The following is a 15,989-nucleotide window of genomic DNA, read 5'->3' as shown; positions in this document are numbered from 1 at the left end:
CAGAATGGAGCTTGGCTTCGCCGGCAAAGTCGCGCTTGTAACCGGCGCAGGGTCTGGGATAGGTGCCGCGGTTGCCCGCCAGCTTGGCGCAGAAAGGGCGAAAGTCGTCGTAGCGGATATCAATCCCGATGCGGCGCAAGCGGTCGCCAACGAGATCTGTTCCTCTGGCGGGACGGCCTTCCCCGTGGAAGTCGATGTCGCCAAAGCCGGCGACGTGGCGAAGCTGGTCGAAACCGTTGTCCAGACACACGGGGGGCTGCATCTGGCGGTCAACAATGCCGGAGTCGACGGCATTCGAAGGGCGACGGCTGATTACCCGGTAGACGAGTGGGAAAGGTTGATCAGCGTCAATCTCAACGGCGTGTTCTATTGCATGAAGTACGAGATCGCCGCCATGGCGGCGCAGGGTGGTGGATCTATCGTCAACATGTCGTCGATTCTGGGCTCCGTCGGCCTGCCGACCGCATCGGCATACACCGCAGCCAAGCACGGGGTTGTCGGCCTGACGAAGGTCGCCGCGATCGAGTATGCAAAAAGGGGCGTACGGATCAATGCGGTCGGGCCTGGCATGATCGAAACGCCACTGCTATCCGAGCAGTCCGAGTTGACAAGCAACCGACGCTTGGACGCGCTTCAGCCCATGGGCCGACGCGGCACGCCGGACGAAGTTGCAGCTCTTGTGTGTTTTCTCCTGTCCGAACGAGCGAGCTTCATCTCCGGTAGCTACCATCTGGTGGATGGCGCCTACACCGCGCATTAGATAAGGCGCCTCGGCAACCCATCCCGCCTATACGCTGATCGGCGTTCCAACTGGTCGAACGACGATGGCCGCTAAAGCGCGTCGCGATCTCTCGGATTCGCTTGCTGCGCTCTAAGCTCTTGTTTTTGCGCATGTCGTCATCGCAAAACCGCTGTACGCTTTTGCGCGACATGCTCTAGCGCGGTGCAAGAGCCGCGCAAAGCGCTGCCGCAAGCATCAGACCGCCGGCGGCAACAGGGAGAGCAAAGAAGCTCGCCGCAGAATAGAGGTTGCCAAAGGCAAGTGTGCCGGCAAACAGGGCAAGATAGGTGACGCCACTGTTCAGTCCCATGATGGCGCCGCGCCGGGTGGGGCTGAGCGCCGTCAGCCGCATGATGAGCACATTGAGTCCGAGGTGGTTGGCAAGTCCCCAGAAGAAGACGACCGCCAGCATGGCTTTGTAGGAACCGCTGGCTGCTGCCATCGCAACGTAGACTGCGGCGACAACGAGAAAAATGAGCGGCAGTAATTTTGCGGCACCGAGGCGATCGATCAGACGGTCGAGGAAGGCGGCACTTCCAAAACCGACTCCATAGAAGGCCGCGATGAAGCCGTTGGCGCTGAGGGGCAGTTCCAAGGCGGCATGGAGATGATCGCCGATATAGGCATAGACGCCATAGAAGGCGGCCATGAAAGCGGCGCAGGCGGAAAGAAGTGGCACGGCCCCACGAACGCCGAGCGCCGTCAACGGCGACGAAGCCGCCGCTTGAGGCGCGTCCCGGACGACAGCCATCCGCACCGCAGCACATACGATAAGGGCGGCCGCGGCGACGACAAGGAAGGTCACGCGCCAGCCGGCGAAATCGGCAATAGCCGCCGACAACGGTACACCTGCGACCATGCTCAGCGTCCAGCCCGTCAACACCAGGCCGATGGTCTCGCTCTCGCGTCCCGCCGGCGCGACAATGGCTGCCAGCGTGTAGATGGCCGGCAGCGCGATGCCGGCGGCAATCCCGACCAGCAGTTGTGCTGTCACAAGGAAGGGGAGCGCCGGTGCGGCCGCGCTGGCGCCAAGTCCGATCGCAAGCAGAAGCAATGCGATCACAAGCATTCGGCTCGGGCCGTAGCGATCAATGAAACGTCCAAGGAAGATGGCGCTCGCCGCCGTACCGAGACCAAAAACCGCCGATGCCGTCATGACGGCCGGAGCGCCCACGTCAAGACTGCGTGCAACTTCTGGCGCAATCGGCCCCAGCGCCAGCGAGTTCGACCCGATGACGCCGATGCAGGTCGTTAACACGAAGGCAAACGGAGGGATGCGGGAGCGCTCGACAGATTTAGTGGAAATATGTTGATCTACATTCGTCATGGAGCGATGATTGCAGAATGTCATTCTGCCACAAGAGGAAACATCAGAATGGACCAAAATACAGAAGAGGTTCGGCGCAAGCCTCGTCCCGAACGTGATCTGGATGCGATGGACCGAAAGCTATTAGGCGCCTTGGTCGAGGACGCGACCCTGAGCTACGCCGAACTCGGGGACCGTGTCGGACTATCACCGCCGGCCGCGCACGAGCGCGTAAAGCGCCTGAGGCGCTCTGGCGCAATTCGTCGCGTGGCGGCGCTCATCGATCCCGAGGCCGTTGGCAAGACCCTGCTTGCCTTCGTTCATGTCGACACCACCGGCTGGGGCAAGACCCCAGCATTGCTTGCTATTGAAGAACACCCCGAAGTGGAGGAGGTGCATTCGGTGGCGGGGGACACCTGCATGCTCCTTAAGGTGCGCACGGAGAGCACGCATGCGCTGGAAGGACTGCTGGCGCGCCTGTATGACACGCCTGGCGTCAAGGCGACCCGGAGCTATGTCGTTCTTTCGACCTATCTGGAGCGGCCGGTGCAGCCGGGCGTGACGAGCGAATGGCCGGCACTTGCCAAGAACGTCGAGTTTGGTACCGCTGCGTTCAACGACCATCGCGGACGCGGCAGATGAGGCTATTCGACCTTGGCGCCCGCAAACGGTGCGCTTTGGACATTCGATATCCGTAGCGTACCGGCTCGCCAACAAAGGTGGTGGCCGACGATCGCATTGCAGTTAAGAGCCAGTCGCGCAGCAAGGTTTCCGCAGGGCGACAGGGCCGAGGTGGCGTTTTCGGCGCTCGGTGAAAGCCACAAAGCTGCCGTTCAATGGTCAGCAAATTGCCCTGTCGCTGCCCCACCTGGCCCTTTCGAGGGTTTCATTGTCCAGACCACGCCCCGCATTCATCCGGTTTGGGGGCGAATGAGCAAGGCGCTGTATTGCTGCCTGGCACGTTATAGAGGAATGGACATGATCAATCGTTACGCACTCATTGCATCGCTGACCGCCACACTCGTCAGTTTCACGGCCTTCAGTCCGGCGTCCGCCTTGGAAATGGCCCAGGCACAAGAGACGCAGCCGACCCAGGGTCAGGCCGGCAAGGGCACGGATGCCACCATCAGCGATCAGAAGATCCAGGCATTTGCAGTCGCTTACCTTCAGGTTGACAAGGTCCGGCAGGCGTATTCCGCGAAGATAGAAGCAACAACGGACGCAGCGGCAAAGGAGAAGCTGCAGACTGAAGCCAGCAAGCAGATGGTGGAGGCTGTGGAATCCTCGTCCGCTATTTCGGTGGAGGAATACTCTTCTATCCTGACAGCCGCCCAAAACGACCCGGCTCTGGCCAAGAAGGTTCAGGAAAAAATTCAAACCACGCCCCCAGCCCAACAGTAAGCTGAGCGCGCCGGGCGCAAGGTCGTGTGAGATTAGCGCTGCTGCTAATCGTCGAAATCCGGTCTTGCGGCCTATGGGCAAAAGATGTCAGTGCCCGCCGGTCGGCGGGGACTGCCGTCCGTCGATTCGGCAAGCGGCGATTGGCAACGAACACGTCGCCATGGCCCCAAGGCCACGGCAGCTCGATGCGATTGACCGTACGGAGAGCCCGGTCTCAATCCTGTTGTCTCAATCCAGTTCCTGCACGCCATCACCCGAGACGGTAACAATCTGACCACTGATCCGGCTGGTGAACACAAGAACGAGGCGGCGTTTGCCATGTCCTGGGGTTCGCCCGGTCGGCGGATGGGCGTGTGCGCCGGCATCCTTTCCTCGATGTCATCATTCAGCATGGATCCAAGTGCATCCGTCCGCGTGGCGCCCGGTGCGATGCCGTTGACGCGGATGTTTTTGGAGCCGAGGTCGAAGGCGATATTGCGGATCAGGTGATTTGCGGCTGCCTTCGACGATCCGTAGGACGCCATGCGCTTGTTCTTGTCGTTACCCGCCATCGATGCGATAGCGAGTATGGCGCCACCACCGGCCTTTTCCATCTCCGGCGTTGCGATCTGCGCGAGCCGGAATAGCGAAACCACATTGAATGCATCAGGAAGTGGCCGCCCGCTGCGAAGGTGTCTTGTGCTGTCACCAGCTTTTCCGCAATGCTAAGCTGGACCGTCTACAGCCTCACGTCCTTGTATAGGACCTGCCCAACCGGATTGTGTCTTACGAAGACTCAAGTCTCCCGCTCTGTGGTTGCAGGTCAGCCTTGCCCGTGAAACTGGGAGATGTTCGCAGAAGTTCCAGCAGACGAAGCGTGGCGGGGCTGAGATAACCGCCACGACGCGTGACCGTGTAAATTGGGTTTGCGACGATCAGGTCTGCAACCCCGACCGTGGCGAGTGAACCTGCGCGCCTTTCCTCATCGATCGCACTTTCCGGCAGTAACGCAATGCCGAGCCCGGCCTCGACCAGGCGTTTCATCGCATTGAGGCTGTCTATGGCCGACCAGCGGATTTCGCCGACGCCGCGCGCCTGAAACTGGGCAAAGATGTTGTCGGCGAACGTTTCGCGCTGATCGTAAGAATTGCGGAAAGCGAACCAGGTCTCATGGCGCAGCTCAGTCAGAGATTTGATTTCCTTGCCCGCCAGGGGATGGTCGGCGTGACAGATGACGGCCATGGGTTCCGAGGCGACATGCTCGCAGATGAGATCCGGTGCGATGTCGAGGAGATAGCGCAGACCAATGGCCGCTTCACCCCGCCGAACCAGTTCGCTGACTTCGGCGCTGGTTGCGGTGCTGATCGCAAGTTCGATCCCGGGATGCTCGGCCGTGAAGTGTTTGAGAACCACGGTCAGGTTCGTGCCGGCGAGTGTGCCAACAGCGACGATCGCGACACGCCCCACAACGTTCGTTTGCATGGCTTTGATTGCACTCGAGGCATCGCCGAGCGCAGCAAGTACGCGCTCTGCATGTGGGAGCAGGGTGCGGCCCGCTTCACTCAACACAATGCCACCGGCGGCACGCTCGAAAACCGGCACGCCCAGTTCCTCTTCGAGCAGGGCAATGCGCCGGCTGATGGCGGGCTGGGAGCGGCCGAGAATGTCAGCGGCGCGCGAGAACCCGTTGGCCTGGTGGATGGTCACGAATGTGAGCAGTGCTTCGCTGTCCATGGCCATGCATAAAGCTGATCGGCATCAGAAATACTATAACCTGGACAAATGCAAAGGCAAGGGACATTAAGGGACAAGGCGGCTCAATGGCCCGAACGCAGGAGTATTGCCATGAACACAATCATACTTTCCCCCGACGAACCCGCGCATGTTCGTGCTGCGCCATCTCATCGCGACCCTTCCGCCTATTATAGCCGTCTGGCACAAGAGCAGCCTTTCTTTCATGACGAGGCAAATGGCTGGTGGGTGGCTGCGAGCGCGGCTGCAGTCAAGGAGGTTCTGACCAGTAAGATCTGTCTCACGCGCCCCTTGAGCGAACCGATCCCCGAGACCTTGCTGGGTGGTGCGGCCGGCCAGATATTCGGGCGCTTGGTGCGTCTGCGCGATGACGACGTCGGCGACACGTTGAGGGGGGCGGTCGCAAGCGTCTTGCGTGGCGTCGATCTCGGGCAGCTCGCTGTCGTTGCGCACCGGCGTGCCATGGAACTCGACAGTGACGCACAAGAGATGTTCAGCGTGGATAGAACGATGACGTTCATGTTTGCGTTGCCGGTGCAGGTTGTCGCGCAACTGCTTGGCATCCCCAAGGCCAGCTTCGGCGATGTGATGGCGTGGCTCGGCGATTATGGCGCCGCCGCTGCGGCCGCGGCAACCGGGATCCCCGCATTGACTGCAGAACTGCTCGCACGGGGCCACCACGGCGCCCAGGCTCTGTTCGAGCTAGTCATGAAGATCAGGCGCGACAGTCAACAGTGCGGTCCGTTGCTTCACGCCCTGGCAAACGAGGCAAGGCGGGTCGGGTGCGATGATGAAACTGATGTCGTCGTCAACGCCATCGGCTACCTGGTTCAGGGCTATGTGGCGATGGCGTCTCTGATCGGATCGACGCTCCTGGCGCTGGCGCGCCAACCGGCGCTGCGCACGCAGGTCGTCGCGGATCCGACATTGCTGCGACCGCTCATTCAGGAGGTTTTGCGGTGTGATCCCGTCACCAACAGCACTTTTCGCTTCATGGCGCGTGACGGGAAGATCGCAGGCCATAGGGTGCGGCAGGGCGAGATGATCATCGTATTGCTGGCGGCGGCCAACCGGGACCCGGCGTTAAATCCGGATCCGGATCGTTTCGATATCACACGGGCGGACAGAAAGTTTCTTGAGTTCGGTGCCGGCGTGCATGCCTGTCCCGCAGAGAAATTCGCACCGCTGATCGTCGAGGTCGCTGTCGCTCATCTGCTCCGTCGCGGCTTGCCGTTCGAGCAACTCGAATCCTCGCTCACATACGCTGCTTCGGGGCACGTTCGCACACCCTTGTTCAAACGCTGAGTACGGAGTGGCGGTACCAATGAGGACCGCTGCTCCTGGGATGCTGTGGATGTCAGCTTAAGCCGTGAGATCGCGGCGCGGCCCGACCGTCGAACTGATGCCGACCGGAGCGAAGCGCAATTCGATATCGGGGAGGCGTGACGTGTTTGCCGGCAGTTCGGGGCGTGTCTCGCCTGGTGCTGCCGGGTCCAGCAGATCATTCCTCACAAGGCACATTTCGATAACCAATGGATCGCCCTGATCGTCCGTGCCGCCAAAATTGTTCGGGTGAAGGAAAACGATCGAGAAATTCGACATTCCCTCCACAAACCTGCGGATTCGATCTTCGTGTATGTCGATATCGTGGAGTTCGATGACGACGCTGGTAAAGCGGTTCGAATATTTCACGATATCGTCCAGTATCCGGTACTCGGATCCCTCAATATCGATCTTGAGGAAAATATTGTCTTCGGAGAACTCTTTGAGCAGCCCCTTGACGCTAACTTCCCCCGGTTGATCATAGCCGATTCTGATGGGCTGGTGCTCGACGCCTGGCCGGCTGAAGAACCATCGATAATCCAGATATCGCGCCAGTCTGCCCCAGCGAAGCCGCAGAACCTGCTCGACATAATACCGCAGCCAGAACTTCCAAGTGACGGAATGGTCGAAGCAGACGATGCCAACGCCTGCGAGCTGCCGAAACTCCTTCTCGAACTGCCAATCGTCGTTCAGTCCCATGCTGATCAAGCGCTTTGAGGCAAGCACGGCGCGCTTCGGAACGACATAACCGCCGTCGCGTGCGGATCCCAGCCGGATCAGGCCACCGGATTCAATCGGCTTCCATGGTGCAGGCAGCATGACAGCTCTCCCTTTTCAACCCAGGAGTGCTAACATCACCGGCTTTCGATCGCGTTAATTCCAGGCGTTTGACGGCCATGTATGGCCGCACCCTTGCTGCGGAATGAACCTGCCGGGTGTCGTGATCAGCGCTAATCGTCGGGCGCAAAGATGCCGTGACCGATCCCGACGGTCACGTTTTCAAAGGTAACGGTCAATGTGCCACGCAAGCCGGTTTCTGATGGGTGAACCGGTAACTTCAGCAGCTATCTTCTGGGCTGCATCGCGCATCCGGACGGATGACACCACCCCATCCAGGTAGATGACACCGTGTTCGTGCGTTACCGAAATGTCGACGTCCGTCAACACGTCAGAGTAGGCGATGGCAGTCCTGACCGCCACGACCCCAGCAATGTCAATGGGTTGCAAAGAGAATTGTGAAGCGAACGTTAGGCCGAACATGGGCGCCCGTTCCAAACTTTGATCAAACATCTGTTCATCTCCCGTTCATGTTCGCGACTAACCGACCACATGTCGACCCCTCAAGTGAACACAATCCGGTCACGATATTTTTATCGAGGTCGCACGTTCAGTCAGGCGAGGCACAAGCAGTGCATTGCGCGGGACTTGCGCCTGGTCGGCGGCAATGGGCATTTTTTCGGGTGCTTTTCGTTAACACTTTGACAACGATTGCGACCGCGAATGGCGCATCTTGTGTGCGGTCGAAACGCACTGCCTGATCCCTCCATGCCAAAGGAAACAAGATGAAATTCAGAGTTATTGCTGCTTGCGCTATCGTCCTTACCACGTACGCTTCAGCGCAGGCGCAACCCGTAAAGCTCAACTCCTTCGGCGCCTGGGGCGTGTATTCCTACGAAAATAACGGGCGCGACACCTGCTACATTCTCTCGATCCCAACGACGATGAAACCTGATCACGTCGACCACGGCGACAACTTCTTCCTTGTCGCGCCGTCGCCGCGGCCGGCCACCGGATATGTGCCACAAGCCATCATGGGCTATGATCTCGAGGCCGGTTCCACCCTGACTGCCGCGGTGGGCGACAAGGCTTTCACGCTGGCACCGCAGGGCAGGGCCGCATGGACGCGACGCGAGGCCCGTGATGCCGAGCTCGTAGCCGCCATGAAGGCGGGCGCCACAATGACGCTGAATGCGCGCTCACGCCGCGGCACGGAAACGACCTATTCGTTTTCACTGAAAGGCATGACGGCAGCCCTCAAAGGTGCTGCCCGCTGCACACGATGAGTCCAGCGCCAGATGGCCTCGCTGATCATCTGGCTTTATGTCACGCCCGGTTTGCCGCTCGAGGGTTGTGGAAGAGTCCGGCAACTGGCGAATGATTCGCGACGCGGACGGCGCTATCGGCTGGATGTCGGCAGCGCTGCTCTCCGGTCAACGGATGGCCACCGTCGGAAACTGGCTGGATTCGAACGCAGCACTGAGAAGCGCGCCTGCAGCGACAGCCACGGAGCGCGCCAGCTTGCAAGGCGGCGTGCTGCTCAGGCTTGATCGTTGTGATGGAACCTGGTGCGAAGTGATGGTCAGGCGACACGGTCTCATTGGATATGTCAGGCGGGTGGATCTATGGTGCGTCTACCGCAATGAGGTTGTCGGCTAGCCGTCAGCGGTTCCTTCTCGATGTCGCATATCACTCCGGAAAACCCTTTCAACCGGCGTCAAACCGAGCACGCGCATGCGCGCTTTTGCAGGGTGTTCGGGCGTCCACGGGACCTCGTTGAGTTTCTCAGGCGCACCCAGATTGCCAAAAAAATAGAATTTTCAATGGACATCCGGAACTCTGTGTCGTAATAAAGGCAATCCTTTGCGCCTCGGCCATCATTCGCCATTGTAGAAACGACAGTTTCTCCGCGCTCATCAACGCAGCATGTGTTATTATAATAATGCTCATCTGACGATTGCCGAGGATTAACTTCACCATATTCCGCGCGATGGAATTGGTGCCTAAAGAAATCGTTTCCTTGAGCGGTATTTGCTTGAGGAATGCTGAAGATCACAAACAAGGAGAGTGCGTCAGCTATTGAGCAGGCGGCAATTTTTTATGGCTTTTACGACGGAACATGAGAACGGCACGTCCGAGAGTTCGACCAAGATAAGATTGAAGGACGTCTACAAGATTTTCGGGGAATACCCGGAAGATGCTCTGGAGCTCATTCGCTCCGCCAAGAGCAAGGCGGACATTCACCGAGCAACCGGTTGCTCCATTGGCGTCAACGACGCCAGCTTCGATATCAAGGCAGGCGAGATCTTCGTGATCATGGGCCTGTCCGGTTCCGGCAAATCCACGCTTCTGCGCCTGCTCAACCGGCTCATCGAGCCGACATCCGGTTCCATCGAGATCGACGGCCAAGACATCACGAAGATGTCGCGCAAGGCGCTGATCGAGCTCCGTCGCCGAGACATCAGCATGGTGTTCCAGTCCTTCGCGCTTCTCCCAAACCGCAATGTTCTAAACAACGCCGCCTTCGGGCTGGAAGTGGCAGGCGTCGGCGAAGCCGAGCGCAAGGCGAAGGCCATGGTGGCGCTGAAAGCCGTCGGGCTTGACGGTTATAGCGAAAGCCGCACTGACGAACTCTCCGGCGGCATGAAGCAGCGCGTCGGCCTTGCCCGGGCATTGGCAAGCGAACCGTCGATCCTGCTTATGGACGAAGCGTTTTCGGCGCTTGATCCGCTCATCCGCACGGAAATGCAGGACGAACTGGTTCGGCTGCAGTCCGAACACAGCCGAACGATCGTCTTCGTCAGCCATGATCTCGACGAGGCGATGCGCATCGGTGACCGTATCTGCATCATGCAGAACGGAAACGTCGTCCAGGTCGGCACACCTGACGAAATCGTCGGCAATCCCGCCAACGACTATGTTCGGTCGTTCTTCCGCAATGTCGACGTCTCGCAGGTTTTCAAGGCCGGCGACGTTGCGCGAAAGACCCAGATCACCATCATAGAGCGTCAGGGTGTTTCCGCCGCTGCCGCGCTGGAGCAGATGAAGAGCCGCGACAGGGAGTTCGCGATCATCGTCGGCCGCGACATGAAATACCATGGCATGGTCAGCCAGGCGTCATTGATGGAGAAGATCCGCTCCAAGGCGGAAGATCCATATCGCAAGGCTTTCCTTGCCGACGCAGCGCCGATCCTTGCCAGCGAACAGCTCTCGAGTGTCCTTGGGCAAGTGGCTGCAAGCGCATGGCCGGTTCCTGTTCTCGACGACCAAGACCGTTACATCGGCGCCATCAGCAAGTCGGCGCTGCTTGAGACGCTCGACCGCGCCAACTGAACCTCACCAGCCAATCGGATAAAATTATGAGCTTCGACATCGGAGACGGCATCGATTCGGCCGTCAATTACATCCTCGACAATTTTTCGCCCGCGCTCGACTTCATCGCTGCGTCGATCGGGTTCGTGACGAACGGATTGCAGAACGGTCTGCTCAGCATTCCCGCGCCGGTTGGTATAGCGATCTTCGCTCTTCTCGCCCTGTGGCGCGTCTCATTCGGCTTTGCGGTCTTTGCCGGATTGTCGCTTTCGCTGGTCGGGCAAATGGGACTGTGGGCAGCGATGATGGAGACGTTGTCTCTTGTCATTGCTTCGACTGTCATCGCGATGATCATCGGCTTGCCGCTCGGCGTCGCCATGGCGCGACGGGATTCCGTCGCCGCGGTCATCCGCCCGGGGCTCGATCTGATGCAGACGATGCCGGCCTTCGTCTACCTCATCCCGGCGGCGATGTTCTTTGGGCTCGGCGCGGTTCCTGGCACCATTGCGACCGTCATCTTTTCCATGCCCCCGGTCGTGCGTCTGACCAATCTCGGCATCCGGCAGGTGCATGTGGAGTTCGTCGAGGCAGGCAATGCCTTTGGCTGCACGCCGACCCAGCTTCTCCTCAAGGTCCAGCTACCCAACGCAATGCCGTCGATCATGGCGGGCATCAACCAGACGATCATGCTGTCGCTGTCGATGGTGGTCATCGCCTCGATGATCGGCGCGGGCGGCCTCGGTAACACGGTGCTGACGGGCATCCAGCGGCTCGATGTCGGCACCGGCTTCGAAGGCGGCCTGGCCGTGGTCATCCTCGCCGTCATTCTCGATCGCCTTACCCAGAGCCTTGGAAAGAAAGGCGCTTCCTGGCGCCTGCCGTTTGTGAAGTTCGCACAGCGCGAGCCCGAGGCCAAGACGGCCTGAGCGCAGCGTCTTCATCGGCGGGCGTTCCGCCCGCTGTCATTCGAAATGCATAGGAAGGATTGGATATGTTCAAGACAATCGCAACCATCGGCCTTGCGGCCATGTTTATTGGCGGGCCGGCAGGCGCAAGCTTCGCGCAGGAGACAAAGCCTGTGAAAATCGGCTGGGCAGCATGGTCGGATGCGGAATTCGTCACCAAGCTCGCGGCGAAAATCATCAAGGATGAACTCGGCCACGAGGTCGAGCTTGTCCAGACAGACGTCGCTCCGCTCTATCAAGGGGTCAGCCGTGGCGATCTCGATGCGATGATGATGGCATGGCTGCCGCAAACCCATGCCGATTACTACGGCAAGGTGAAGGACAAGGTCGAGACCCTCGGCACTGTCTATGAGGGCGCCAAACTCGGCTGGGTCGTCCCGGCCTACATTCCCGAAAGCGAACTCAACTCGATCGAGGATCTGCAGAAGCCCGAGATCAAGGAAAAGCTTACTTCGACGGTTCAGGGTATCGATCCGGGCGCCGGGCTGACGCGTCTCTCGGAAAAGGCGCTCAAGGATTATGGCCTCGACGGCTACAAGCTTCAGATCTCCAGCGAAGCCGGGATGCTGACGGCGTTGGATCGCGCAATCAGAACTGAAAAGTGGTTCGTCGCTACGTCCTGGAGCCCGCATTGGATGTTCGGCAAATACGAGCTTCGCTACATCGCCGATCCGAAGGGCTCGCTCGGTGAGGCCGAGCATGTCGACGTGCTGGCGCGCCAGGGGTTCAAGCAGGACAATCCTGATGTCGCCGCCTTCCTCTCCCGCATGAAACTGCCGATCGGCGATCTGGAGGCTGCGATGTTCCAGGCGCAGGAGACTTCCTATGAAGCTGCAGTCGAGAAATACATCGCTGATCACCCCGATCAGGTGAAGGCCTGGACCGGAAGGTAAGCCGGTCCACCCACGGGAGAAAGAGCCCGGCGTCAGCCAAATGCCGCCGGGCGACCGCTCACATCAGAATGGAAAGGGATACCGATGAACTTCAACAATTATGAAAACACGTTCTGCACCCAGGATGACACAATCGGCGGACGTATGTCGCTTGCGCGCGATGCGCTTGACGTTTCGGCACAAAAGGCCGCCAGGATCGTCGGCGTCGAGACGAGCACGTGGTTCAACTGGGAAAACGATCGAGATGCCCCACGTGCCAATCGCCTGGCGATGATCGCCGGCGTCTTGAGCGTAAGCCTCTCGTGGCTGTTGACGGGACGGGGGCAGGGGCCGCGCTGAAAACAAAATTTAGCGCGCTCACTGGCGCTGCACGGAGGAAATGCGGATCGTCGACATTTACCGCCGCTGCCAAGTTGCTGAAATCAGCAACAGATTATAGCTTCGCGACACAGTGAGCCGACATGGAGAGTAACGATGGAGCGGATTGGAATTGCGGGAGACGTGGAGCTTTCGCGGATTGTCTACGGCATGTGGCGGCTGGCAGACGATCAGGACACGTCGATCGCTCACATCCGCTCAAAGATTGAAGCGTGTCTCGATCAGGGCGTGACCACGATGGATCACGCCGACATCTACGGCGGCTATATGGTCGAAGAACTCTTCGGCAAAGCGTTGCGTGGCAGCGGACTTCGTCAGCGCATCGAGATCGTCACCAAATGCGGCATCGTCTACCCTGCCGGCAGGCACAGCGCCGCGAAGGTCAAGCATTACGACACAAGCGCCCGCCATATCACTGCCTCGGTCGACGAATCGCTCCGACTGATGGCCACGGACTACATCGATCTTCTTCTCATTCACCGGCCTGACCCGTTCATGGATCACGTCGAAACGGGTGCTGCGCTCGACGCGCTGGTCAAGGATGGAAAGGTACGATCGGTCGGCGTCTCGAATTTTCGCCCATGGGATCAAAGCCTTTTACAGTCGGCGATGAGTACAAGGCTCGCGACCAACCAGATTGAACTCAGTCTGTTGGCAACGGCGCCCTTCACCAACGGGGATCTTGCTCATCTTCAGCAAATGTCGACCCCGCCGATGGCCTGGTCCCCGCTTGCAGGGGGTCGGTTGATGACGGAGAGCGGTGTGCTCGCCGAGAAGCTCGACCGTCTCGGCGCCGAGGCTGGCGTCGACCGGGCCGCCGTCGCGATTGCTTGGCTGCTTGCCCACCCAGCCCGAATTCTGCCTGTGCTTGGCACAAACAGCATCGATCGGATCCGCCGTTTTTCAGAGGCGCTTGCGGTTCGCATCGACAGGCAAACCTGGTTCGACCTCTACTCTGCGGCGACCGGAAATGACGTCCCATAGTCGCTCTGCACGCGACCGCAGTGTTGAAGGATCGCAGTGATCACGGATCGATATCGAGCGCGGGATATCTGCGGAAAATGCCGCTTTCGTTGAACGCCAATCGACGCGGCGACGCCAGATAGGAAGCAATAGCGGGACCGTCCTTCACCCGGTCGTGAAGCCGTGCGAGACCCGGATATCGGATGTCGAGGTGCTTCATTGCCTTGGGGAAGGCATAGACCAGCCCTTCGATCATCTGGAACATCGACAGGTCGACATAGCTAAGGCTGTCGCCGACAAGATGGCCGCCTTGTACCGGGTTTTGCTTCAACACGCGCTCGAAATAACCAAGGAATTTCGGCAGGCGGTTCATGACGAACTCCGACGCTCGCGCCTTTGCTTCTTCTTTCTGGTCTTCATAGTACTTGGAGGTCGCTATCGGGTGGTGCGTGTCGTGCACTTCGGCGACGAAATCAGTGATCGTCAATTGAAGTCCGTTGGCGAACCAGCGCGCGTCTTCGTCTCGCGGCGCAAGATCAAGCCGAGCGCCGAGATAGAGCAGGATGTTGGCAACATGGGAGACGAGCTGCCCGCCGTCTTTGAGAAAAGGAGGCGCGAAGGGAATATGCGCCTCCGACGAACTATCGATGAACTGCATCATCTCATCCGTCCCGCGGTCAGGCTCCCGCGTGACATCGACATAGTCGGCCCCGGCGTGCTCAAGTGCCAGCCGCACGAATTCTCCACGGCCCTGAATGCCATCCCAGTAGTAGAGTTCAAATGCCATGACATCCTCGCGACGATTTGGGCCCACAACGTGCATCCGCTGTCAGGCCGACGTTGCGGCTGCCGCATCGGCCAACCCAAAACAATGGGCTCGCTGATGCGGCTGTGCGGGAACATTGAGCAGAAGTCTTCGCTTGTCCACCATCTTGTCGTCTGGGCAAACCTATTGTCTGGCAGTCTCGATGATCTCGCGGGCCATCGTTTCGGCCACGGCGTCGGTGGTCCGGCCCTCGTTCTCGGCGCGTTCGAAGATGCGGGTCAAGATCAAAGGGATCCGGTCGACGCGAACCATCACATCGTCGACGCCGTAGCGACCGCTGCCGATTTCGGCCGCGACGTTGATGACACCGCCGGCGTTGATGACATAGTCGGGCGCATAGAGGATGCCTCTTTCCCTGAGGCGCTCACCGTCCGCAGCGGTCGCGAGCTGGTTGTTTGCCGCTCCCGCAACGATCTTGGCTCGGAGCAACGGGATCGTCACGGCGGACAGAACGCCGCCCAACGCACAGGGCGCGAATATATCGACATCCGCTGCAATGATCGCCTGGCCCTCGACGACTGTCGCGCCAAGCTCTTGAGCGGCGCGTTCGGTGCGGGCTTGGTCGAGATCGGAAACCGTCAGCATGGCGCCTTCGGCGTGGAGCCTCTGGCAGAGCGCCCAACCGACAGACCCCAATCCCTGTACGGCAACGCGAATGCCTTTCAGGTTATCGCTACCGGTGCGATGGCGCAGTGCGGCCTTGAGGCCGAGGAACGTGCCCAATGCGGTAAAGGGCGATGGGTTGCCACTGCCGCCCTTGGTGGTGCCGCTGACGTTCGGCGTGCGCTCGGCAAGGAAGTCCGCGTCCGCAAGCGTCATACCGACATCTTCGGCCGTGATGTATTGGCCAACCAGCGCATTCAGCATCTCGGCATAGGCCGCGAGCATCGCCGGCGTTTTCTCTGTCTTCGGGTCGGCGATGATCACCGCCTTGCCGCCGCCCAGCGCCAGGCCGGCGATGGCGGACTTGAAGCTCATGCCGCGCGAAAGGCGCAGTGCATCGGTGACGCCGGCCTCGAAGCTGACATGCGGCCAGATGCGGGTTCCGCCCAAAGCCGGACCAAGGACCGTCGTGTGAACAGCCACGATTGCCTCAAGGCCGCGCTCGGTGTCGCGGCCCAGCCAAACCTGCTCGTGGGCGTCGAAGCCAGGCATACCTGATGCCTCGCTGGTGATGTCGGTAATATCAAGCGTGGTTGCGGAAGCGATTTCCTGCCGCGGATTCAGCCCATTTCGCATTGCCATTCCTCCCTGTGACCTGCCACAGTGAAGGTTAAACATTCTCAGCGATCTTTGGTTTCGAAGTCAGCACGCCACACGATGGCGCGTTGCG

The 15,989-nt window shown here is 59.7% G+C and carries 17 protein-coding genes and 1 pseudogene; 11 read left to right on the top strand and 7 right to left on the bottom strand.

Annotated elements, in window-relative coordinates; all coding sequences use genetic code 11:
• Positions 1 to 4: 4 nt before the first annotated feature.
• Positions 5 to 760, top strand: coding sequence for a glucose 1-dehydrogenase (locus ASD00_RS18405; protein ID WP_057208017.1), 756 nt, complete (start codon positions 5 to 7; stop codon positions 758 to 760).
• A gap of 175 nt (positions 761 to 935) precedes the next feature.
• On the opposite strand, the gene ASD00_RS18400 is transcribed toward ASD00_RS18405, so the two are convergent.
• The gene (locus tag ASD00_RS18400) at positions 936 to 2,108 is read right to left on the bottom strand and encodes an MFS transporter (RefSeq protein ID WP_057208015.1); all 1,173 of its coding nucleotides are present in this window, start codon (positions 2,106 to 2,108) and stop codon (positions 936 to 938) included.
• Positions 2,109 to 2,156: 48 nt separating this feature from the next.
• Here ASD00_RS18400 and ASD00_RS18395 point away from each other — a divergent pair, with 48 nt between their 5' ends.
• Both ASD00_RS18395 and ASD00_RS18390 read left to right on the top strand, forming a co-directional pair.
• Positions 2,157 to 2,729, top strand: a complete 573-nt coding sequence (locus ASD00_RS18395) for an Lrp/AsnC family transcriptional regulator (RefSeq protein ID WP_057208013.1) — start codon at positions 2,157 to 2,159, stop codon at positions 2,727 to 2,729.
• A gap of 336 nt (positions 2,730 to 3,065) precedes the next feature.
• Entirely contained in the window at positions 3,066 to 3,488 is a 423-nt protein-coding gene (locus ASD00_RS18390) for a DUF4168 domain-containing protein (protein ID WP_057208079.1), read from the top strand.
• Positions 3,489 to 3,716: 228 nt separating this feature from the next.
• On the opposite strand, the pseudogene ASD00_RS38920 reads toward ASD00_RS18390, so the two are convergent.
• Positions 3,717 to 4,132 (bottom strand): annotated as a pseudogene (locus ASD00_RS38920) (SDR family oxidoreductase); the annotation flags it as partial.
• A gap of 121 nt (positions 4,133 to 4,253) precedes the next feature.
• On the bottom strand, positions 4,254 to 5,201 hold the full coding sequence (locus ASD00_RS18380; protein WP_162249737.1) for a LysR family transcriptional regulator: 948 nt from the start codon (positions 5,199 to 5,201) through the stop codon (positions 4,254 to 4,256).
• 111 nt (positions 5,202 to 5,312) lie between these two features.
• On the opposite strand from ASD00_RS18380, the gene ASD00_RS18375 reads away from it, so the two are divergent.
• Positions 5,313 to 6,524, top strand: a complete 1,212-nt coding sequence (locus ASD00_RS18375) for a cytochrome P450 (protein ID WP_057208008.1) — start codon at positions 5,313 to 5,315, stop codon at positions 6,522 to 6,524.
• 57 nt (positions 6,525 to 6,581) lie between these two features.
• Here ASD00_RS18375 and ASD00_RS18370 read toward each other — a convergent pair whose 3' ends face one another.
• Positions 6,582 to 7,361 carry an FkbM family methyltransferase gene (locus ASD00_RS18370; RefSeq protein ID WP_057208006.1) on the bottom strand — a complete coding sequence of 260 codons (780 nt, stop codon included), beginning with the start codon at positions 7,359 to 7,361 and terminating at the stop codon, positions 6,582 to 6,584.
• Between the two features lie 180 nt (positions 7,362 to 7,541).
• Positions 7,542 to 7,832, bottom strand: coding sequence for a BON domain-containing protein (locus tag ASD00_RS18365; RefSeq protein WP_057208004.1), 291 nt, complete (start codon positions 7,830 to 7,832; stop codon positions 7,542 to 7,544).
• 272 nt (positions 7,833 to 8,104) lie between these two features.
• Between ASD00_RS18365 and ASD00_RS18360 the strand changes: the two genes are divergently transcribed.
• The 7 genes from ASD00_RS18360 to ASD00_RS18325 all read left to right on the top strand — a co-directional run bounded on the left by ASD00_RS18360 (position 8,105) and on the right by ASD00_RS18325 (position 13,851).
• A complete protein-coding gene (locus tag ASD00_RS18360; RefSeq protein WP_057208003.1) occupies positions 8,105 to 8,605 on the top strand; it encodes an invasion associated locus B family protein in 501 nt (166 codons plus the stop codon).
• Positions 8,606 to 8,642: 37 nt separating this feature from the next.
• A complete protein-coding gene (locus ASD00_RS18355; RefSeq protein WP_082523633.1) occupies positions 8,643 to 8,978 on the top strand; it encodes an SH3 domain-containing protein in 336 nt (111 codons plus the stop codon).
• A 441-nt stretch (positions 8,979 to 9,419) separates the two neighbouring features.
• On the top strand, positions 9,420 to 10,652 hold the full coding sequence (gene proV / locus ASD00_RS18345) for a glycine betaine/L-proline ABC transporter ATP-binding protein ProV (protein ID WP_057207999.1): 1,233 nt from the start codon (positions 9,420 to 9,422) through the stop codon (positions 10,650 to 10,652).
• A gap of 26 nt (positions 10,653 to 10,678) precedes the next feature.
• Positions 10,679 to 11,557 (top strand): proline/glycine betaine ABC transporter permease, encoded by an 879-nt coding sequence (locus tag ASD00_RS18340; RefSeq protein WP_057207997.1) that lies wholly within the window; start codon positions 10,679 to 10,681, stop codon positions 11,555 to 11,557.
• Positions 11,558 to 11,622: 65 nt separating this feature from the next.
• Complete coding sequence (locus ASD00_RS18335; protein WP_057207995.1) at positions 11,623 to 12,489, top strand: glycine betaine ABC transporter substrate-binding protein; 867 nt, start codon at positions 11,623 to 11,625, stop codon at positions 12,487 to 12,489.
• Positions 12,490 to 12,573: 84 nt separating this feature from the next.
• Positions 12,574 to 12,828, top strand: a complete 255-nt coding sequence (locus ASD00_RS18330) for a helix-turn-helix domain-containing protein (protein ID WP_057207993.1) — start codon at positions 12,574 to 12,576, stop codon at positions 12,826 to 12,828.
• Between the two features lie 135 nt (positions 12,829 to 12,963).
• Positions 12,964 to 13,851 (top strand): aldo/keto reductase, encoded by an 888-nt coding sequence (locus ASD00_RS18325; RefSeq protein ID WP_057207991.1) that lies wholly within the window; start codon positions 12,964 to 12,966, stop codon positions 13,849 to 13,851.
• 40 nt (positions 13,852 to 13,891) lie between these two features.
• Here ASD00_RS18325 and ASD00_RS18320 read toward each other — a convergent pair whose 3' ends face one another.
• Both ASD00_RS18320 and ASD00_RS18315 read right to left on the bottom strand, forming a co-directional pair.
• Positions 13,892 to 14,617 carry a glutathione S-transferase gene (locus tag ASD00_RS18320; RefSeq protein WP_057207989.1) on the bottom strand — a complete coding sequence of 242 codons (726 nt, stop codon included), beginning with the start codon at positions 14,615 to 14,617 and terminating at the stop codon, positions 13,892 to 13,894.
• A 162-nt stretch (positions 14,618 to 14,779) separates the two neighbouring features.
• Positions 14,780 to 15,895 (bottom strand): Glu/Leu/Phe/Val dehydrogenase dimerization domain-containing protein, encoded by a 1,116-nt coding sequence (locus tag ASD00_RS18315; protein WP_082523632.1) that lies wholly within the window; start codon positions 15,893 to 15,895, stop codon positions 14,780 to 14,782.
• Between the last annotated feature and the right edge of the window lie 94 nt (positions 15,896 to 15,989).

It is taken from the genome of Ensifer sp. Root31 (assembly GCF_001424825.1).
Classification (GTDB): domain Bacteria; phylum Pseudomonadota; class Alphaproteobacteria; order Rhizobiales; family Rhizobiaceae; genus Ensifer; species Ensifer canadensis.
This window is presented reverse-complemented; position numbering and strand designations above follow the sequence as displayed.